This is a genomic window from Paracoccus benzoatiresistens, assembly GCF_026913015.1.
Classification (GTDB): Bacteria; Pseudomonadota; Alphaproteobacteria; order Rhodobacterales; family Rhodobacteraceae; genus Paracoccus; species Paracoccus benzoatiresistens.
Map to the genome: position 1 here is coordinate 1 of NZ_JAPTYD010000057.1, position 20,494 is coordinate 20,494.

20 protein-coding genes and 1 pseudogene are annotated in these 20,494 nt (G+C 60.3%); 11 read left to right on the forward strand and 10 right to left on the reverse strand.

Annotated features, from left to right (window positions below):
- Both OU682_RS20165 and OU682_RS20170 read right to left on the reverse strand, forming a co-directional pair.
- On the reverse strand, positions 1-272 hold a 272-nt coding region (locus OU682_RS20165; protein ID WP_268944010.1), incomplete at its 3' end, for a hypothetical protein.
- Positions 273-467: 195 nt separating this feature from the next.
- Complete coding sequence (locus OU682_RS20170; protein ID WP_268944011.1) at positions 468-965, reverse strand: lactoylglutathione lyase family protein; 498 nt, start codon at positions 963-965, stop codon at positions 468-470.
- Positions 966-1,068: 103 nt separating this feature from the next.
- Between OU682_RS20170 and OU682_RS20175 the strand changes: the two genes are divergently transcribed.
- A complete protein-coding gene (locus OU682_RS20175) occupies positions 1,069-1,959 on the forward strand; it encodes a LysR family transcriptional regulator (RefSeq protein WP_268944012.1) in 891 nt (296 codons plus the stop codon).
- Positions 1,960-2,314: 355 nt separating this feature from the next.
- Here the strand turns inward: OU682_RS20175 and OU682_RS20185 are convergent, their stop codons facing one another.
- Positions 2,315-2,734: an Lrp/AsnC family transcriptional regulator gene (locus OU682_RS20185; protein ID WP_268944013.1), complete on the reverse strand. Its 420-nt coding sequence runs from the start codon at positions 2,732-2,734 to the stop codon at positions 2,315-2,317.
- A gap of 124 nt (positions 2,735-2,858) precedes the next feature.
- Between OU682_RS20185 and ocd the strand changes: the two genes are divergently transcribed.
- Both ocd and OU682_RS20195 read left to right on the forward strand, forming a co-directional pair.
- Positions 2,859-3,944 (forward strand): ornithine cyclodeaminase, encoded by a 1,086-nt coding sequence (ocd, locus tag OU682_RS20190; protein ID WP_268944014.1) that lies wholly within the window; start codon positions 2,859-2,861, stop codon positions 3,942-3,944.
- A gap of 126 nt (positions 3,945-4,070) precedes the next feature.
- Entirely contained in the window at positions 4,071-4,997 is a 927-nt protein-coding gene (locus OU682_RS20195; protein ID WP_268944015.1) for a LysR family transcriptional regulator, read from the forward strand.
- 55 nt (positions 4,998-5,052) lie between these two features.
- Here OU682_RS20195 and OU682_RS20200 read toward each other — a convergent pair whose 3' ends face one another.
- From OU682_RS20200 to OU682_RS20225, 6 genes are read right to left on the reverse strand one after another with little or no spacing between them, the layout of a single operon-like run.
- Positions 5,053-5,829 carry a gamma-glutamyl-gamma-aminobutyrate hydrolase family protein gene (locus tag OU682_RS20200; RefSeq protein WP_268944016.1) on the reverse strand — a complete coding sequence of 259 codons (777 nt, stop codon included), beginning with the start codon at positions 5,827-5,829 and terminating at the stop codon, positions 5,053-5,055.
- Between the two features lie 4 nt (positions 5,830-5,833).
- Positions 5,834-6,922 (reverse strand): DmpA family aminopeptidase, encoded by a 1,089-nt coding sequence (locus OU682_RS20205; RefSeq protein WP_268944017.1) that lies wholly within the window; start codon positions 6,920-6,922, stop codon positions 5,834-5,836.
- A gap of 31 nt (positions 6,923-6,953) precedes the next feature.
- Positions 6,954-7,697: an amino acid ABC transporter ATP-binding protein gene (locus tag OU682_RS20210; protein WP_268944018.1), complete on the reverse strand. Its 744-nt coding sequence runs from the start codon at positions 7,695-7,697 to the stop codon at positions 6,954-6,956.
- Positions 7,698-7,738: 41 nt separating this feature from the next.
- Positions 7,739-8,845 (reverse strand): amino acid ABC transporter permease, encoded by a 1,107-nt coding sequence (locus tag OU682_RS20215; protein ID WP_268944019.1) that lies wholly within the window; start codon positions 8,843-8,845, stop codon positions 7,739-7,741.
- Between the two features lie 18 nt (positions 8,846-8,863).
- Positions 8,864-9,712, reverse strand: coding sequence for an ABC transporter substrate-binding protein (locus OU682_RS20220; RefSeq protein WP_268944020.1), 849 nt, complete (start codon positions 9,710-9,712; stop codon positions 8,864-8,866).
- A gap of 54 nt (positions 9,713-9,766) precedes the next feature.
- Complete coding sequence (locus tag OU682_RS20225; protein WP_268944021.1) at positions 9,767-10,615, reverse strand: D-amino-acid transaminase; 849 nt, start codon at positions 10,613-10,615, stop codon at positions 9,767-9,769.
- Between the two features lie 106 nt (positions 10,616-10,721).
- Between OU682_RS20225 and OU682_RS20230 the strand changes: the two genes are divergently transcribed.
- The 8 genes and pseudogenes from OU682_RS20230 (at position 10,722) to OU682_RS20265 (ending at position 18,319) form a co-directional block, all read left to right on the forward strand.
- Complete coding sequence (locus OU682_RS20230; RefSeq protein ID WP_268944022.1) at positions 10,722-11,036, forward strand: hypothetical protein; 315 nt, start codon at positions 10,722-10,724, stop codon at positions 11,034-11,036.
- 228 nt (positions 11,037-11,264) lie between these two features.
- The gene (locus OU682_RS20235) at positions 11,265-12,254 is read left to right on the forward strand and encodes an ABC transporter substrate-binding protein (protein WP_268944023.1); all 990 of its coding nucleotides are present in this window, start codon (positions 11,265-11,267) and stop codon (positions 12,252-12,254) included.
- 97 nt (positions 12,255-12,351) lie between these two features.
- Entirely contained in the window at positions 12,352-13,395 is a 1,044-nt protein-coding gene (locus OU682_RS20240) for an ABC transporter permease (protein WP_268944024.1), read from the forward strand.
- Positions 13,396-13,405: 10 nt separating this feature from the next.
- A complete protein-coding gene (locus tag OU682_RS20245) occupies positions 13,406-14,437 on the forward strand; it encodes a quaternary amine ABC transporter ATP-binding protein (RefSeq protein ID WP_268944025.1) in 1,032 nt (343 codons plus the stop codon).
- Positions 14,438-14,502: 65 nt separating this feature from the next.
- Positions 14,503-15,297, forward strand: a pseudogene (locus OU682_RS20250) (IS5 family transposase); the annotation flags it as partial.
- 186 nt (positions 15,298-15,483) lie between these two features.
- Positions 15,484-17,139 (forward strand): alpha/beta hydrolase, encoded by a 1,656-nt coding sequence (locus OU682_RS20255; RefSeq protein WP_268944026.1) that lies wholly within the window; start codon positions 15,484-15,486, stop codon positions 17,137-17,139.
- Entirely contained in the window at positions 17,124-17,981 is an 858-nt protein-coding gene (locus tag OU682_RS20260) for a dienelactone hydrolase family protein (protein ID WP_268944027.1), read from the forward strand. The genes OU682_RS20255 and OU682_RS20260 overlap by 16 nt, the downstream gene beginning before the upstream one ends.
- An 80-nt stretch (positions 17,982-18,061) precedes the next feature.
- Entirely contained in the window at positions 18,062-18,319 is a 258-nt protein-coding gene (locus OU682_RS20265) for a hypothetical protein (protein WP_268944028.1), read from the forward strand.
- 1,217 nt (positions 18,320-19,536) lie between these two features.
- On the opposite strand, the gene OU682_RS20270 is transcribed toward OU682_RS20265, so the two are convergent.
- Entirely contained in the window at positions 19,537-20,325 is a 789-nt protein-coding gene (locus tag OU682_RS20270) for a DUF4394 domain-containing protein (protein WP_268944029.1), read from the reverse strand.
- Positions 20,326-20,494: the final 169 nt, after the last annotated feature.

A 20,494-nucleotide genomic window follows, 5' to 3' on the forward strand; every position in this document is an offset into this window, starting at 1 on the left:
AGCCCGCGGTTCAGGCTTTGCCCGTTCGTTCCGGTGCCGCCGCCGCGCGCGGTCAGCGCGACATCGGCAAAGGCAGGTGCCTCGAGTGCAGCCAGCGCGCGCACCACATCCTGTCCGTCGCAGGGGGCGGCGATCAGGTCGGGGGTGATCTGGTAGACCGAATTGTCGGTGGACATCGCCGCCCGCAACGCGCTGTCCGTCTCGATTTCGCCCCGGAAGCCGGCGGCGCGCAGGGCGTCGGTCAGGGATTGGCCTGGCTGGCTGGCTGGCATGACGATCTTTCAGGCTATTCCTGTTAAAGCACGAAAGCTGTTGAACCACAAATCCGACCTTCATAACAATAGAAGGTAATGAAGATTAATTCGCAAAATACGAACATGAATCTGCGCCATTTGCGCGCGCCCGACCCTATTAAATGCGAGGTCGGATTGTGCCGGCCCCATTTCACACGGGGCCGGGGCGGTCCGCTACTCGTAGGCCCCAGCGGAATAGGTCAGCTCGTAACTGTGGCTGTAGAGCTCGAAGACGATGCCGAACGGGTCTTCGACGTAGACCATCCGGTAGGGCTTCGTTCCTGGGAAGTATTCGCGCACCGGCATCCGCTGCCGCCCGCCGGCCTCGACGATGCGTTGGGCCAGACCTTCGACGTCCGGGTCCTGCACCGCGAAGTGAAAGGTGCCGTGGCGCTTGTGCTCGAGCTTGTCCTCGGGTGCGTAGTTGCCGGGAAACTCGAAGATCTCAATACCGATGCCGTCAGCGGTTGACAGGTGCGCGATCCTGAGCGAGCCCCACCCGGGGCCGAACACGTCCGTGCACATGATGCCGATGGCGCTGTCGTCCTCGATGGCCTCGGACGGCGCCATCACGACGTAGAAACCGAGAACGTTGGAGTAGAACTTCACGGCAGCGTCGAGGTCCGGAACAGACAGGCCGATGTGGGAAAAGGTGCGGGGTGTCTGGATCATCTTATATCTCCGTTAGCGTTGCGTTGACGCCGACATGGACTGTGCATAGTGTTTTTTTAAATTATCATTCGGCATATTAATCAGAACGAATTGTTATCATCCAATGCTCAATGCGACCTGGCTCGAGACCTTCACTACACTTTGCGAAATCGGGCACTTCACCCAAGCCGCTGAGCGTTTGAACATGACCCAACCGGGCGTGAGCCAGCATCTCAGGAAGCTCGAGCAGCAGGTCGGTCAGGGGCTGATCAGCCGACTGGGCAAGAGTTTCACCCTCACCCCGGCGGGAGAAGCAGTTTTTGAGCTCGGTCTGTCGCGGCGCGTTGAGGAGAAAAGCCTGCGCGACGCCATCGAGGCAGACGACTGGAACGCGGGACCGGTTCACATCGCATGCTCTGGCAGCTTCGCGTTGCTGCTTTACCCGATGCTGCTGGCCTGGATGCGCGCCGCTCCCGACCTGAGTGTTCATCTTGAGGCAGCGCCGCAGGCCAAGATCCTGGCAGGGTTGCTGGAAGGCAGTTTCGACCTGGGCGTGCTTGGGGCGGACCCAGATCACGCGCGGCTGGAGGCCACACATCTCGGACGAGAGGAGCTGTGTCTTGTTCTGCCAGCGGACGCAGTCGACATGCCTGTGTCCTTCAGCGATCTCGAGGCTCGTGGCTTCATCGCGCATCCTGATGGCTATGGCTATGCAGATGAGCTGCTGCGGCTGAATTTCCCGGATGATTACCCTGGCGCCGACCAGTTAAGCGTACGCGGTTCGGTCAACCAGATCGGTCAGATCCCCGCCCCTGTGGCCAAGGGGGTCGGCTACACACTCCTACCCAGAAGCGGTGTCGAAGCTTTCGCCGACAAGGCGAGCCTCTCCATCGTCCAGCTTCCGAAGCGCCGCTGGCACGAACTTTGGCTCGTCGTGCGCCGCGGCAGTCGCTTGTCGGCAAGGGCGCGGTATGCGCGGGACATGATCGAAGAAGCGGCTGTCCAACTCCGGTGAGCGCAAAATCGTCCGGTTGAAACGACAAGCCAACGCGAAATGCGGAGACCCCAAAGAGTTTTGCGTGTTTGTTGGAAAACGGCGGTCAATGCCCGGCGGGTCGCCCTGCAGATGATCCAGACCACGATCATTGCCTCACCGAACGGCTTGCGCGATCAGCTCCGCCAGATGACCCGGATGAACAACGGCTATTGATGCGACGAAGACCTGAACGCGTTTCCGGAAAGGCGTGGCAAATTCTTGCCGGATCCTGGTTATGGAGCATTCGTACCAAATTTAGACTGACTGGTCCTGCACCGCTCGGGAATTGACTGGGGCGGCCCCGTTACCGAAGTCCTAACCCTAGTTCTTTCTGTTATCTAAATGTCGCCAGATGAATGCTTGTTTCTGTGCCATGGATGCCTTTAATCATCCGGATGCGGTCCAGGACCTGCGCCAGTTCTGCCATGGAAGCGACGCGCAATTCAGCTAGCAGATCCCAACGTCCGTTGGTGTCGTGAATTGCGTCCACTCCGGGTTCTCCCATGAGGATGGCAATCACCTTTCTCGTATGGACTCCTTCGACTTGAATGCACATCCAGGCGCGGACAACATCTAGCTCCGCATCAGGTCGAAGCTTGAGGGTGTAGCCTTGCACAACCCTCGTTAGCTCGAGTCGACGAATGCGGTTTGCAACCGTTCCTCTGGACACGCCGAGCGAGGCCGAGAGCTCTGAAACACTGGCGCGTGCATTCTTGCGAAGCAAGGCGATGAGGGCCTGATCAAGGTCGTCCATACTTCTCAAATCGCCAGTTAAGAACGGCATCTTGATCAATGAGATAGCGCATTGCAACAGTTTTTATCATTTCGGCTGCCTGTCTTCGCTGCTAGCGTCGAAGCGGCTCAGGGAGGGGCAACTCATGAAAGATGTTTCGACAGGCACGCTGTACCTGGCAGTCGACGATGTGGTGGAGATTGTCCGTCGGACAGGTCTTGCAGAATGCTTTGCACAGATCGCTGCGCGGATTGAGGCTGATTATTGCCGCTGGCGTGAATTTGACAAAACATCCCGCGTCGCAAGTCACTCAGCCAAGGGTGTCATTGAACTGATGCCAATTTCAGATGGCCAGACCTACACCTTCAAATATGTCAACGGCCATCCCGGCAACACCTCCTTCGGCCTGCCGACGGTGATGGCTTTCGGCGTTTTGGCTGATGTGACGACCGGGGCTCCTTTGCTGCTAAGTGAGTTGACCCTGACGACCGCGATGCGGACCGCGGCAATGTCAGCACTGGCTGCCCGTCTTTTAGCCCGCACCAACAGCCGCTGCATGGCACTTATCGGCAACGGGGCTCAAAGCGAATTTCAGGCCTTGGCCTTTCACAATCTTTGCGGCATCGAGAAGGTTCGTCTTTTTGATAGCGATCCGGACGCAACCTCGAAGCTGGTCATGAACCTGAGGAAGACCAGCAATCTCGCGATTGAAGTATGTGACTCAATTGCCGAGGCGGTGTCGGGCGCAGATATTGTCACAACAATAACGGCAGACAAAACAAACGCTGCGATCCTGCTTCCTGACATGATCGAGCCTGGCCAGCATATCAATGCCGTGGGAGGAGACTGCCCCGGGAAGACCGAGCTTCATCCCGGGATTTTGTGCGAGGGGCGGGTCTTTGTTGAGTATGAGCCGCAAAGTAGGATTGAGGGCGAGCTTCAGCAAATGCCAAGCGATTTTGCGGCAACGGAAATCTTTGGTGTCATTGCAGGTCAGCAACCGGGCCGCGTGAGCGAAGAGGATGTGACGATATTTGACTCCGTAGGTTTTGCTCTAGAGGATTTTTCCGCCCTTCATTTTCTTTATGAGTCCGCAAAAACCCTGTCTTTGGGCAAACCGGTGCAGCTGGTACCCGCCTGTGAAGACCCCAAAAATCTGTTCAGTGTTTTTGCAAGCCTGTCTTCCGGGCCATCGACGGCGTCGCAGAAACACGCAGAAGCTTCAGCATAAGCAAGACAATATTTTGTGGTTCGAACGTCAATTTTTTGATCTGCAGGATGCTAATGCACAAACGAGTTCAGTGTTTTAGTTTGACCAAGCTTTCCAAGCTCGCCTCTTTTTCGACGGGGAACTTGCATGGAGCTTAAATGGCTGGAAGACTTCGTCTGCTTGGCGGAACATGCAAGCTTTTCCAGGGCTGCCACTCTGCGGGGTGTATCCCAGCCTGCATTCAGCCGCCGCATTCGGCAACTGGAAGAGTGGATCGGTGCAACCCTGATCAATCGTGCCGTTTATCCCTCGGAGCTGACCTATGACGGAAAGCGCTTCCTGCCCATGGCGCAGCGGACGATCCAGGACTGGCAGGCCCACCGCCTGGTTCTGACCGCACCCCAGAGCCAGGAACGCCAGCATCTGACGTTTTCAGCCCTTCACACGCTGGCCGTAACCTTTTTTCCAGCTTGGCTGCGCGGCCTGCAATCCAGCCTGCCGTCCTTTACATCCTATCTGGGGCCGGACCGGGGTGGTATCGAAGACAATATCGCGTCTCTTGTGGAGGGGGACTGCGATTTCTTGCTGACATATGCCCATGGATCTGTCCCGCTCTTGCTTGACGAGGCACGGTTTCCTTATCTGGTGCTCGGCCAGGAGAGGGTTCTTCCTGTCTGCTGCCCCCGTCCTGAGGGGCCCTGGCTTGATCAGGTCATCGACTGTGGGGGAACACTGCCGTTTCTCAGCTACGGCGATTTCTCCTTCTTTGGCGTGGCATTGAACAAGCTGTTTGCAAATCTGCCTGCCTTTTCCAGGCAGATGGTCCATGAGACCACCATCTCAATCGGTCACAAGGCCATGGCACTCAAAGGCTGGGGCGTTGCCTGGCTCCCCCGAGAGCTCGTGCGGCGGGAGTTAGAGAGTGGTGAGCTTGTCCTTGCCAGTGCCGATCCTGCCTGGACGCTGACGATCGAAATCCGGCTTTATCGTCATGCGCATCGACGGCGTCCCATTATGGATCAGTTATGGGCGGCGGCCGAGCGTCCGCTCGGGCCGCCAGCCTGCTCGCTGTGAGTACTCACGCTGAGCAGGCTACCCAGAAAGAGCATCGGGCAGGGCGTGGGTTGTGCTAGGCAGAGCGACGTTTTCTGCAAAAATCGCGCGCGGCCGCGCCGAAGGCCTGGAAGATGGGACGGGAGATATCGTTCTCGGCGGCCTTGTATTCAGGGTGCCATTGCAATCCTAGGCCGAAGGTCGCACCCTTAATGCTGACTGCCTCTACGGTGCCATCTGGGGCATGGGCTTCGACCTCGAGACCTTCACCGACCTGGGCGATTGCTTGGACATGCAGGGAATTCACCTGGGCCGGACCTTCGCCCAGAAGCCTGTCGATACAACCGCCGGGGCGAATGACCAAATCGTGAGAGGGGCCGTAAAGCACGTCCAGCGGAGCACCTTTGACCCAGGTTGCATGGCACCCGTATGCCTCGTCGAGCGCGATGTCGGCATGCAGGGTCCCGCCAAATGCCACATTGAGCTCCTGCGCGCCGCGGCAGATCGCCAGCAGGGGAAGGTCGCGTTCTGCGGCAAGTCTGATCAAGGCTAGGGCTGCATCGTCTCGGCCAATATCGAATGGCTGATAAGCCGCCTCCTCAGCATCGGGCTGGAAATATTTTGGATGCACATTCGTTGCCGCTCCTGTCAGCAACAGCCCGTCGATCCGGCTCAGGATGGTGCCATAGCCATGTTGGCTCGGAAGGGCGGGGATGATGATCACATCCACGTCGGACAATTCGGTCAAGGCCGACAGATATTTTTCGTCGACAGATTGGCCAGGCAGAAGGCCATCATGGACTTGGTTGGCCAAGACGCCGACCACAGGCTTGGAAGGTGAGGATTGTGTCATGTCTTCATTGTTTCTCGGAGTGTTGGCCAAACTGATTTTGGGGCAGGGTCTCGGATCCTTTGGCGAGGCAGTCCGCCAGAGACAGGCGCATGGCTCCACCCCGGCCGAGGAACCGATCGGCCGCCAGCAACGAGTTCAGGACCGCTTCCTGGGTGGATTCGGCCGTCGCCTGAAACAGCAGATCGATCCGGCTCTCGCTCAGGACGCGCCGACTGACAATGTCCTGCTCCTCGCCATGATCAACCGGGTTGGCGGTCGAGAAGGCGATGCTGATGTCGCCGCTGCCATGTCCCCAGAACGATCCCAGTCGCGCCAGTCCTGCCCCGCCCCGCCGGGCCACGCGGGCCAGTTGCCGGTGGTCCAGCGGCACGTCTGTGGCCAAGATCACGATGACCGAGCCTTTTTCGGGCGATTCCGCTCCGGCCTCCGCACCTGCGGGAAACGGACGGCGGCCGTCGGGCAGGATCAGATCGCCCGCCCTTCCGAAGTTCGTCAGCACAAGCGCACCCAGGTGAAAGTCCTGTCCGGCAATCTCCAGCCTCCTCGAGGCTGATCCGATCCCGCCCTTGAACCCGAAACAGGTCATGCCCGTGCCGGCACCGATGCTGCCTTGCTCCACTGGTCCGCCATGAGCTGCCGCCAGAGCCGAGAGCGCATGATCCTCAGTCACGGCCATGGCCTGGATGTCATTGAGTGGCCCGTCGTTGCATTCGCCAACGACCGTGTTGACCGTAGAGGTCGTGCGTCCGATATCGGGATTGCGCGCCAAGGCCTCGCGGATCAGCGCCGCGCTGCACGCCGCGACCGAGAGGGTGTTGGTCAACAGGATCGGCGTCTCGATCGTGCCTAGCTCGTCAACCTGCACAAGCCCGACCGTCTTGCCAAACCCGTTGATCACATGGCTGGCCGCGACCACCTTGCGCCGGAAAAGGTTGCCTCCGTGCGGCAGGATCGCCGTAACGCCCGTGTTAATGTCACCGCTTCGCAGAGTACAGTGACCGACGAGAACGCCAGGCACGTCGGTGATGCCATTCGTCTTGCCCGGGCGCAGGTCGCTGCAGGCCAGGCCGAAGGAGGCGGTGGTGCGTGTCATCCGTGCTTCCTGTGGGACATGGAGATCTGTGTTACAACCGTCCGGCATCGATGATGCTTTTGAGAAAAGCCCGGGTTCGTTCGTCCTGAGGATCTCCGAAGATCTGGGAAGGAGGGCCCTCCTCGTGCACCACTCCTGCGTGCAGAAAACAGACCTTGTCAGCTACTTCGCGGGCAAACCCCATCTCGTGCGTGGCCAGCACCATGGTCATGCCGTTGCGGGCCAGATCACGAACGATATCGAGAACCTCCGATACCAGTTCGGGATCAAGCGCCGAGGTGATTTCATCCAGCAGCAGCAGCGCCGGATCCATCATCAGGGCGCGTACGATCGCCACCCGCTGCTGCTGGCCGCCGGACAGCCGGTCGGGATATTCGCCAGCCTTGTGCGCTAGACCGATCCGCGCGAGAAGCGACATCGCCTTGTCGCGTGCCTCGGCGCGCGGCATGCCGAGCACCTTCAGCGGGCCCAGGGTGATGTTTTCAAGAACGCTCATATGCGGGAAAAGATTGTATCCCTGAAAAACAATACCAACTTCGCGACGCAGCAGGTCGAGATCCACGCCCGGGCCAGTGATCCGGTCGCCATGCAGACGGATTTCACCATCCTGGATCGTTTCAAGCCTGTTGATGCAGCGCAGCAAAGTCGATTTTCCGCAGCCCGAGGGACCGATCAGGCAGACCACCTGATGCGCCTCGATATCCAGTGACAGACCGTTTAGGACCGTCAGGCTGCCATACCGTTTGGTCGCCTTGTCGACTTCAACGAGCGCCATGCCCGGACCTCTTGGGATTGTTCGTGTTCTTTCCATTCCCATCAGCCCGACCGCCTTTTGTTGCGGTCGCGCTCAATGAGCCGGTCAACGAGACGTGCCTGAGGAATGGTCAGAAGAATGAAGATGATGGCGACAGTTGTCACCGCCGACAAATTGAAGTTGTTGCTGGCAATGATCTTGGACTGGTTGAACGCATCGATGGTCCCGATGATCGCCACCAGGGCCGTATCCTTCTGCAGGCTGATGCAGTTGTTCATCAGAGGTGGAATGATGCCCCGTACTGCCTGTGGAACAATCACATAGCGCATCGTTTTGGAGTACGAGAGCCCCAGGGATCGGGCTGCGGCGATCTGGCTGGGATGAATGCTTTCGATCCCGGCGCGATAGACTTCGGACGTATAGGCCCCGTAGGTCAGGGTCAGGGCGATAATGGCATAGGCGCTTGACGAAAGGTCCTTCAGTATCGGCAGGTTTGTCAGGGGTAGGCCAAAGCCGATGAGGTATATTGTAATGATCGCGGGAAGTCCGCGAAACAGGTCGCTGTAGATGATCGCCAGCATTCGGATGGGACGGCCGGCCTTTCCCGGCAGTGTGCGGGCAATAGCGATGACCAAGGCCCATATGAGAATAAGAAATGCTGAGACCGTGAAGATGAAGAAATTGGTCCCAAACGCCTTCAAGACGGTCCCTGCGGACCGTGCGATGAGATCGACATCAAAGAACGTGCGGCTGACGGCCGCGTCGTTGACGACCATGAACCAGGCAAAGATACACAGGATCACGAGAGCGCCAGAGTATGATATCGCTCGCCAGGACTGCTCGGAGGCGCGTGCACCCAATGCCCGGCCATCATAGACATCTCGCGCCAGTTGAGCATGTTTTGACAGTTGAAGGGCTCTTGCCGCCGATGCTGCCACCAGAACGGCAACAGTCATAAATACCCCGGCCCCAATCCACACGGGCAGTCTGTCCCACCCCTGGGCAATCGCGTAGCGGGCAATTGAATACGCCGATAGGACCACGGCAACACACGTCAGTGTTGCGATTGAAAGTGAGGCCCAGGTCTGGACGCTATGGGCACGGACCTTGCTGCGAGCGTGCCAGAGATCAGCGCGCTCGCGATTGGCCATGACAGCCGGCTTGTTCATGGATTGCCTATGCCTGTCTTACTGTTGCCAGGTCGCGACATCGTCGGGCGAGACACCGCCCCAGGACGGCAGCAGATAAGCGGCCTCGAGCTTTTTGAGCGTCCCGTCTTCCTTGAGTTCGGCGATAACTGCGTCGATAACGGGCTTGTTGAGCGAACCCTTGGGATAGATTCCAGCCATTTCATCATCCGTAGGGTATTTCCCGACAACTTTCAGGCGACCCTGGGAATTGGCAACTTGCCCTAGCACAATGCTCATATCCGTCATGACAGCGTCGACCTTGCCCGACGCGGCTGCGGTGAACATCGAAGCCGTATCATCATAGACATCGACATCTGCCACCTTCAGCGTGTCCTGCACAAAGGACACAAGGGTTGTCCCCGCCTGCACGCCGACGCGGCTCGAGGCCAAATCGGCTTCAGTGACATCAGCGCCCGCTTTGGCGGCGACGCCGAAGCTGGACTGCATATAGGGGGTCGAAAAATCGACGACCTTCTTGCGTGGCTCGGTGACCGAGATCAACGCAAGGGCGATGTCGAAATCCTTGTTCTTGCCTGCGACAATCGAGTCGAACGATGCATTCGTGAGCTTTACACTATCCAGACCGAGCCTGTGGGCGATATTGACTGCCATGCAGAACTCAAACCCGTCCTGAACCGTCTCGGGTGTGTCTCCGTTGAACTGACCGACCGCTGGCAGGTTGATAATGACATTGAACTGTCCGGGCACCGCTGGCTCGATCGTATGGGAAGCGCGCTCGCCTGTGAGTTCGCATTTGCCATAACCGGTTGTCTCGGCCCAAGCCGTGCCAGCCATCAGGCTCAGTGCGGATGCCAGCAAGGCATGCTTAATGGTCGAAGAACCCATGTTATTTACTCCCCTGTTTATGTTTGATCGAGAACATGCGCCTATTTCTTTGCGCTAAAAGTGGCGCGCGATATCAAAATAGACGTCTTGTATTCGGCGCGTGACCGGACCGGGCTGTCCCGCGCCAATGCTATGCCCGGCAATTTCAATCACGGGCGTAACTAGACTTGTGGCACTGGTCAGAAAAGCTTCTTTAGCAGCGCATGCTTCCTCAGTGGTAAATAGTCTCTCTTCGATATCGAAGTCGAGTTGGCGGGCTACTTCGATCACCGCTTGCCGTGTACAGCCAGGCAGAATTGCCGCCGAGTTCGGACGTGTAACCAGGTAGTTTCTGCGGGTCAGAATAAATGCTGATGACGAAGCACCTTCGGTTACAAACCCGTCCTGAACCATCCAAGCCTCATCGCAACCCACGGCTTTAGCGTGCCGCTTTGCCTGGACCTGTGCCAGAAGCATTGTGGTCTTGATATCCCGGCGGGCCCATCGCGCATCTTCTACAATGGCAACCTTGACCCCGGCCCTATGCGCATTTGTGCCTTTGATTGGCTTATCCTGTGTGAAAGCGACCAGATTGGGCTTTAGGGCGGAGCTGTAATCAAAACTCCGGTCTTCTGTTCCTCTTGTCACCTGAAGGTAGACGAGACCTTCCACGATCTTGTTGCGGGTGATAAGTTCAAGCTGAACCGAAATAATTTTTCCTCGGGAAAGAGGCATAGGAATATCGAGCTGATCGACAGAGCGCTCAAGCCTTCCCAGATGCAGATCATTATCGATCATCTTCCCGTCAATGACAGCAGTGACTTCGTAAATGCTGTCGCCAAACAGAAACCCCCTGTCAAATACAGAGATTCGAGCATCGGATGCGGGAAAGAATTCACCGTTGATGTAAACAGTTCTAGACAATGATCATCTCGGATACCGATTTTTTACAACTGTAATGTGCAACCGCGGCGTCGGCCAATGCTATGTTTTTATTACCAGCATGCAAAAAATGCATAAGCACTGGGTCATGCTCCTCGTGGTTAAGGGGATGCGAGAGCCAATTTTGTCGGCAGGATGGCTGAAGAAATTACACCCCGAGATCCTGCTCCACACCAATGCCTCCGAAAACGACCTTCGGGCATGCGTGACCAAGCGCCGGATCTCAGGCGGTCCGATGAGCGGCGATGGCCGCCAGGCAGGCGACATCATGCTCGAGTTGATGAAGACCTGCCGCAAGCTCGGCATCTCCTTCTTTGCCTATCTCGGCGATCGCCTTGGCTTCAATGCGACGGCCGAGCGCATCCTCCCGCTGCCCGATGTGGTGGGCGCACAACCGGCGTAAGCTCAGATCACCCCGGATTCTGCCCCAGCCTAAGCCTAGCACCTTGCGTCTTCATTAAATCTGCTCGGCCTCGAATACCTGTTTGACGCGACGGGATAATTCATTGCAGGTTGACTGTGCAACCAATGAACGGACGGCAATCTTCAATGCTGTCAAATATCCCAACACGCGCATCAGACGCGTGGGGCCCCATCATGTCCGCTTGCCGGACAACAACAGGAGAGCGGAATGAAAACACTTGTCTCGACTATCGCGCTGGCACTGGGCAGCACGCTCGCGGTTCCGGCAATGGCGCAGGACAGCACGTCCGCGTGTGGCGAGTTGTCGATCGCGCAGATGGGCTGGGCCTCGGCCGAGGTCATCACCGAGGTCGCGAAGTTCCTGCTGGAGCAGGGCTATGGCTGCACAGTGTCGCTGGTGAAGTCCGACACCATCCCGGCCATCACCTCTGTCGCCGAAAACGGTGAACCCGACATCGTCACCGACCTGTGGCTGAACTCGGCCGGCGAGGCCTATACGAAGCTGGAACAGGCCGGAACCATGGTCACGCTGACCGACGTGCTGGATCCCGGCGGGATCGAGGGCTGGTGGATCCCCACCTACCTGGCCGAGGCCCATCCCGAACTGACCACCATCGAAGGCGTGATGGCCAATCCCGATTTGGTCGGCGGCCGCTTCAACAACTGTCCCGAGGGATGGGGTTGCCGCGTCGTCAGCGACAACCTGGTCCGGGCGCTGAAGCTGGAAGACGCGGGCATCGAGGTCTTCAACCATGGCTCCGGCGAAACCCTGGCCTCGTCGATGGGGTCGGCTGTGACCAGCGAGGAACCATGGTTTGGATACTACTGGGGGCCGACTGTGCCGCTGGGCAAATACGACATGACCCGCGTCAAGCTGGGTCAATACGACAAGGCCAAGTTCTCGCCGCTGCAGAACCCAAACGCGCCAGATCCCCAGGTCTCGGACTTCCCCGAGGCGCCCAGCGTCACCGCCGTCACCGCGGCCCTGGTCGAGGACCAGCCCGAGGTCGTCGAGTTCCTGCGCAAGATGACCTTCAAGACCGACGACATGAGTGCCCTTCTGGCTTGGCAGGACGAGAACAAGGCATCCGCTCAGGAGGTCGCGGTTCATTACCTGACCAACAATGCCGAAGAATGGCAGACCTGGCTGTCGGATGACGCCAAGGCAAAGCTGTCGGCGCTGATCCAGCAGAACTGAGTGTCCGCGAAAGCGCGGAATGTGGTCGGTGCCGTAACGGCATCGACCTTTACTATAATGAACCATCCCGCAGCGGGAACAGACAGGGACGCAAGCGATGGCCAGCTACGACGGCGTATTCACTGCCTTGGGGCTTAGGGATTGGTGCGACGGCGGCGGCAGCAGCGGCGGCCCCATGTCGATGGCCGATCTTCTGGCCAAGACCCAGGGCGGGGCGGCGCAGTCCGGGGGGGCGTGGTGGGATCTGCCGCTGCCGTCGCTCAACAACCTGCACGAGGCCTGCGGGGCAATCTGGCAGACGCGCGACCTGACCCTGGGGCTGGAACGCGGCTTCCTGTCGGCGCGCGACGCGCTGCGGGTAGTGCTGGATCCGATGACGCAGCCACTGTCCTGGATGCTGCGCGAAACGATCTGGCTGATGACGGCGACGCCCTGGTTCATCATGCTGCCCGTCCTTCTGCTGCTGACCTGGCTTGTATCCCGGTCCGCAAGCGTCGTCCTGCTTGTCGCGGCATCGCTGGGCCTGCTGGCCTTCGTGGACCACTATACCGAGGCGATGCAGACGCTCGCGATCATTTTCGTTTGCGCTTTCATCTGCGTCCTGTTCGGCGTGCCCATCGGCATCGCCATGTCGCGCAGCGACACGTTGCAGCGGATCGTGACGCCGATCCTTGACATGCTGCAGACGCTTCCGGCCTTCGTCTATCTGATCCCGCTAATTTTCCTGTTCAGTGTGACGGAACCAAAGCTCTACGGCATCGCGATCATCCTTTATGCCATCGTGCCGGTGATCCGGCTGACCGATCTGGGCATCCGTCTAGTGGATCGAGACGTGATTGAGGCCGCCGATGCCTTTGGCATGAGCCGATGGCAAAAGCTGTTCGGGGTCCAGATCCCCCTGGCACTGCCCAACATCATGGCTGGCATCAACCAGACCATCATGATGAGCCTGGCCATGGTGGTGATCGCCTCTCTGGTCTCGGCGCCCGGCCTGGGGGTTCTGGTGCTGCGCGGGATCCGCAACCTGGAACTGGGTGTGGGTCTGATCGCAGGCTTCGGGATCGTGCTGCTGGCGATCGTCCTGGACCGCGTCACTAAATCCGCGCTGAACCGCATCGACGCCAGCAAGTCGCGGCACTGAGGAGGCAAGGATGACTACACCCGTCAAGGTATCGATCCGCAATCTCTTCAAGATCTTTGGAGAACGCCCCAAGGCGGCCCTGGCCGATGTCCGCGCGGGAATGGGCAAGACCGACCTGCTCGCGAAACGCAATCATGTCCTCGGCCTTAACGACATCAATGTCGACATCCGCGAGGGCGAGATCACCGTCATCATGGGCCTGTCCGGGTCGGGCAAGTCCACGCTGATCCGCCACCTCAACCGCCTGATCGAGCCCACCGCGGGCGAGGTCCTGGTCGACGGCGAGAACATCCTGGCCTGGAACGAGGCACGGCTGCGCGAGTTGCGGCGCAAGACCATGTCCATGGTTTTCCAGAAATTCGCCCTGCTTCCGCATCGCACTGTGCTGGAAAACGCAGGAATGGCCCAAGCCACACAAGGCGTTCCCCGCCAGCATTATCAGCGCGAGGCGCAGAAATGGCTGGAGCGGGTAGGTCTCGCGGGTTTCGGCGACCGCTATCCCCACCAGCTATCCGGAGGAATGCAGCAGCGCGTGGGAATTGCGCGCGCGTTAACGTCGAACGCGGGGATCATGTTGATGGATGAAGCTTTTTCGGCTCTCGATCCGCTGATCCGCACAGACATGCAGGATTTGCTGATTGAACTGCAAAGCGAACTGCATAAGACCATCGTCTTCATCACGCATGACTTGGATGAGGCCCTTAAACTGGCCGATCATCTGGTCATCCTCAAAGATGGCATCGTGGTTCAGCAAGGTGAGCCTCAACACATCCTTTTGAATCCTTCAGATCCCTATATCGAAGCCTTTATCAGTGACATTAACCGTGCTCGGGTGTTGCGCGTTCGGTCGGTCATGACCCAAGGGACGGCAGAGGGCGACGTCGAGGGTGACGTTGATGCCGACGCCACCCTGGAAAGTGTTATCGCCTGCTCTGGAGGCGATGTGACCCGGCGCTATCGTGTTACCCGCGGTGGTCAGCCGGTCGGCACTCTTGATATGCCGGCGCTTGTCCGCGCCCTGGTGCCCCGCAAGTCAGTTTGAAGGACTAGGACCAGTCCCTATGAATTTCACATGCACGCCAGCATGTCGACTGATCCACGCTGACCATGAACCAGAGAAGCAAAAGATATTTTTGGCTGAGCGCGGAGCAGATGCGACGCATACGGCCCTTCTTTCCCAAGGTGCGAGGGCGCGCCCGATCCGACGACCGCAAGGTGCTGAGAGGCATCATCTACGTCAAGCGAAACGGTCTTCGCTGGCAAGATGGTGAGGGCTGAGCCCGCCACCGGTTCAAGGGCCAGCCCGAACGCGTTCCATGGCCCCTGCAAGACCCTGTATAACCGGTTCGCCCGCTGGTACCGGATGGGCATCTTCGCCAGGATATTTCAGGAACTGGCGCAGCCAGGCGCCCAAGGCAACACGCTGATGATCGACAGAACTTTGCTGAAAGCGCACCGCACTGCGGCCAGCCTTCGAAAAAAGTGGATCGTTCACGGGCAATCGGACGCACCAAGGGCGGTCTGAACTCCAAGTTGCCCATGCTCAGCGATGGCAAGGGCCGGCCGCTGAACTTCTTTCTGTCTCCCGGTCGGATGGCCGACAGTCGTGGCGCCCTCGTGCTTTTGCGCCATCTGCCGCCAGCCAAGCGTTTCCTGGGCGACAAGGCGTATGATGCCGACTGGTTGCGCGATGGCCTCGAGGACCGTGGCATCCGCCCCTGCATCCCACCCCGGAAGAAGCGCAAGAAACCGGCGAGACACAACAAGCGCCTTTACCGGAAGCGATGCCGCATCGAGAATGCCTTCGGCCGCCTGAAGGACTGGCGCGGCAGTGCTACGCCTCACGAAAGATGCGGAGACATCTTCCTCAACGCCATCATCCTCGCAGCCTTTATCATTTTTTTGGTTCTGATATCTGCAGGGACTGCCCCTAACCTCCATGATGCCCGCATGGGTCCTTCGGCAGCCCTTTCTTGCGACAATGCCGATCCGCCCTCCCCCTTGAAGCCTTCGTCTCAGTGGACCAGAGGCCGATGATGCACTAACAATTGACCTGGGCCACTCTACGGCGGGAGTCCAAGGGGCCGCATGGATCGGAACCGATTTTTCAAGGTATTCCTGCTTCCCCTTTATCTGGGGCTGGTCCTCTTCGCCGCCTCGCTGACCCCGTCGCTGATCCCGCGCGGCTGGCTGGTCCAGGGGATCCTGGGCGGTCTGGTCGCCGCATTGGGATACATGATCGGCCGCTTCCTTCTGTCGCTGTGGCATGCAATCGAACTGCCCGTCTTGCGCGGACGGGCGGCGACAATCGCGCATCTGCTGACCGGCCTTCCCGCGGCGGCCTTTCTGGTCTTCTGCCTTGCACATGCCAGAAACTGGCAGAACGGTATCCGCAGCCGCATGGGAATGGACCTGATCGACAGCGTGGACGTGCCGAACATGGTCTTGGTGGCGCTGGCCGTCTTCACGGTGCTGATGATTGCGGGGGCGCTGGTGCAATGGGCCTTCGACCGGCTGCGGGCGTGGCTTTACCTCCACATGCCCCGCCGGACCGCAGACATGGCCGGACTGCTGCTGGTGACCCTGGCACTGCTGCTCGTCACACGGGACGGCGTGCTGGACCGGGTGATCCGCGGCCTGGACCGGTCCTATACCGCGGCGCAGGACCTGTTCGACACCGCCCCGCCGCCGCCCGCGAACCCCCGCACGCCCGGGGCCGCGGCGTCGCTGATCGACTGGGGCGCGATGGGCCAGCCAGGGCGGAACTTCGTCACCCAGGGCCCGGACGCGGAAGATATCGCGGCCTTCAGCGGACGGTCGGCGCTGGACCCGATCCGGGTCTATGTGGGCCTCGCCGAGGCCGAGACCGCGCAGGTCCGCGCCGACCGCGCCTTGGCCGAGTTGCTGCGGCTTGGCGCGTTCGAGCGCAAGGTGCTGATCGTTGCGATGCCCACGGGGACCGGCTGGCTGGATCCCGGCAGCTTCGATGTCGTCGAATACATGCACGGGGGAGACATCGCCTCGGTCGCGGTTCAGTATTCCTATCTGCAGTCGCCCATGGCGCTGCTGCTGGAAACGCAGGCGGGCCTGGAACAGGCCCGGACGCTGATCGGCACGGTCCACGGTCACTGGCGCAGCCTTCCGCCTGACAGCCGGCCGCGGCTTTATATCCATGGGCTGAGCCTGGGGGCCTGGGCCTCGATGTACGGGACCGACCTGTTTGCCCTGCTGGACAACCCGATCCACGGCGCCCTGTGGGCGGGCCCTCCGTTTCCCTCTGCCCGCTGGCACGAGGCGATGGCGGAACGCGACCCGGCCAGCCCCTATGTCGCGCCGCGTGTGGGCGAGGGAAGGCTGATCCGCTTTGCCAGCCATACGCAGGACGCAGGCGGGTCGCGGGGATGGGGGGACATGCGACTGCTGTTCCTGCAATATTCCAGCGACCCGATCGTGTTCTATGAGCCGTCCTCGGTCTGGCGCGCGCCGGCCTGGATGGGTGAGCCGCCGGCCGCGGACGTGTCGCCTGACCTTCGCTTCACCCCGGTCGTGACGCAGTTCCAACTGGTGGCGGACATGATCCTGGCGACCAGCGCGCCGGAAGGACACGGCCACTCGTATTACGCGCGCGACTATATCGGACCCTGGGTGGCAGTAACCGACCCCGAAGGCTGGACCGCGGACGACAGCGCCCGTCTGGCCGCGCATTGCAACAACGGATTCCAGCACGGATGCGACAACGGCTGAAGCGAGTTGGTCTGGTTGCCACCGTCCTGGCGGCGCTGATGCTGGCGCTGGCCGGGGCGAACGCCTGGCGCCATCGGACCGGGCTGACCGCCGCCGATACCCCCGCCGCCCTCCGCGCGCGGCTGGAGCCTTTCTGGCGCGTGGTGCCGGCAAAGGACGGCGCCCGGACAGGCGGCGCGGTGCTGCTGTCGGGCTGCGATGGGGTGCATGACAACATGGACTTCTGGGCCGACCGCCTGGCGGAACACGGGCGTCGGGCGCTGATCTTGGACAGCCATCGCCCGCGCAACCTCGACCGGTACCACGCCTGGCGGCTGGTCTGCATCGGGCAGGCCCTGGCGGGACAGGAACGTGCCGGCGATCTGGCCATCGCGCTGGCCGACCCGGCGACCCCCGCGGGAGGCACGGTCGTGCTGGGCGCGTCGCACGGCGGCTGGACGGCATTGGAATTCCTGCGCCTCGCGGTGAGCGGGCAGGTTCCCCCGGGCTTGCGCCGATGGCCTGGGGATCCGGCGCGGCTGCTGAATGACCTGGACGCGGTCGTCCTGCTTTATCCCTATTGCGGGCTGCTGAATGGTGCCGACGAGGGCGACTGGAGCGCCGCACCCCCGATGCTGATGATCCTTGCGGCCGAGGACCGGATCGCCAGCACTCAGGCCTGCCGGGGCATGGCCGCGCGGCTGCGCGCGCGGGGCGCGCGGATCGAAGTGATGGTTGTGCCGGATGCCGATCACGCCTTCGACCAGCGCGAACGCGCGCCTCTGTCGCCATTGTCTTTCAATTCCGCGCAGCGCGATCATGCGGCCCACGAAGTGAATGCCTTCCTCGCCGCACTGGACTGACTAGGGTATGAGCGGCAACACGATCGCAGTCGTTTGCCGGCAACAAGCCGCGCGACCTGCTGATCGGGGCCGGCGGCAGCATGGATCAGTTGACCGGCCAAGCCGGCGCAAATGGTTTCTTTTTCGACTTCGAGGCCCTGGACGGCATCCGCATCGGCACCAACGTCATGGACTACGAGGTGGGCGTGGACAACATCACCCTGGGCCGAAGGCATGTCGGTCTCTGCTCTCAGGCAGGCGGACAAGACGGTTATCGCCTCTCTGGACGGTCCAATGGGCCGCAACAACGCGATCGATATTTGCGGCGAGGACGTGACCGTGACCAACATCACCTTTGAAAACGACACTCTGCTGGTGTGTGCGTAAGCGCCCCCGGCCCAGCTTCCGGAACCATTCGTTGACGCGCTGACTGGCATTCGGGATGCAGTTTCAGGAGCCGAATCAGCTTCCAAGACAAATTGATCCGTTGGCGGGGCTGAAGTTCTGTTGGTCGTCGCGGGAAGACTTATGCCTCTCTGCGCCTCCCATGATCAATCACAATAGGTCATTTGCTTTGAAGAAACGCAAAATTCGATCAAATAGCGTGAGAAAATTCAGTTTCTTATTTACAAAGTGTGGCCATTTGCATCATCTGCAGTTGCAGAACATACAGGCGCACAACCCAGACGGCCACCTCCCGGCGCTTTGATGCGCCGGGGGGTTTTCCCACTTCGTTCCTTGGCGGGATCGGCCTAAGCCGGTCTCCGATATGCTTCCCGAACCCACGACAGTGGGGCTGTGGTAGCAAATAGGCCCCGCTTTTCCAGGGGAGCTTTTCGTGGGTAGCGCTGCTTCATTTTGCGCGAAATGCCACGAAGCTTGGCGCAACCGACGGCTTCGTGATGGCACCGCTGTTGCTGCCCGAGAGTTCCTCTCCCTGCATCTATTCCGTTGGTAGTCCAAACCGACCAAAGACCAGGAACACATCATGCTTGACCAGGAGCAGATTGAGGCGCCGCAGTTCTCGGAAGCTCCCCAGCCAGCGCTGCCTCCCGAGACCGCCGAACTTCCAGCACGAACGGGCTTGGGCATGACACCCTTGGCGTTCGGTGCAGCCATGATGCGGATGGCCACAACAGGCAGAAGAACCGGATGAGGCGGCACGGCGTCCTTGGTCGATAGATGTCGCCGAGCTGATCCGCCAGAACCTGCCAAGGCCAGTCAGAGGGCAACTTCGGTGCCGATCCTGCGGCCCCTGTCTGAACCAGGAAGTTGTCTTCAACAAGAGCCCTGGACGCCAAACAGGCGTTCAGACGGAAGCGTGCTGCGCAACAAAGGCAGTGATGTGAACGACCCTTCGACTATCCACTGCGACCGTCTTGCTTCGTGGACACCCGGGCCGACACATGTTCGACCCCACCCTTGTGCCTTGGTCGAGAGCGTTCCTCTGATTGCGCTACTGCCCACCTGGAGAAATGGTGGACAGTAGCTCCTTGGCAAGGCCAGACTTCCTGCACCCGGGACATCCTCGCGTTGCCCGGGTCATCGATGACGCCGGCCCGGCCAGAGGCTGTCGTCACATCGCCGGCATGGCCGTGATGTCGATCAGATCGCCGTCGATGCCCTCCAGCATGCCGGCCTTGGTCGCGGCCCCGGTTTGCAGATCCACGGTATAGATCGTGCCGCCGGCGACGAGCCAGGCGGTGTTCGTGCCATCCTCGGTGGTCTGGATGTCGAAGGCGGGGGTCGTGTCGTCCATGTCGATGCCCAGCTTGCCGACCGCGGCCAGCGTGCCGTCATTGGGCGAGGTCTGGCGGATCAGGGCGCCGATGGTGGTATCGACATCATACATCGCCGTTTCCTCGGGCTTGCCGAAGCTGTTGGTATAGGCCGCCGCCGCGATCATCGGCGCCTCGCCCGCATGCATGTCGCCATCCTCGAAGGCCAGGCTGCCATCAACGGTGACCTCGCCGGTATCGACGTTGACGCGGTGGTTGGTCGTCCCGGTCATCAGCCGCAGCCGGTCTGCCATCGGGTTGAAGTCGACGATGACCGGCATGTCCGCCATCGGCAGGGGCGTGTTCATGGTCGCCAGTTCGGTCGCGGCACCCGTGGCGGGGTCGATGGTGACGATCCTGTTGTCGCCGGTCACGGCCACCAGCGTCCCGTTGCCGGGTCGATAGTCGATGCCCAGCAGCATCCCGGCCCCCGTCACCGGCATGGTGGACATCTCGGCAGGGTTCGCGCTGTCGAACATGACAAGGGTGGTGCCGTCCACAAGGCCGACGACGGGGGCAGCCAGGGCGGCGCCGGCGGACAGGCCAAGGCCCAGGGTTGCGGCGGTTGCAGTCCGGAATACGGTCATCAGAGGATCCTTTCGGGTTCTGCAGGCAGCCTTGCGCCACCTGTCACCCTTCAAGGACACGGCCGGCCACCGCCTTGGATGCAGGCACTGAAAAAAAAAGGAGGTGTCCGCATATCGTGTTGGTAGTTTCGTGAAAGTGCAGACGGACTAAGATTACCTCGCATTTCCA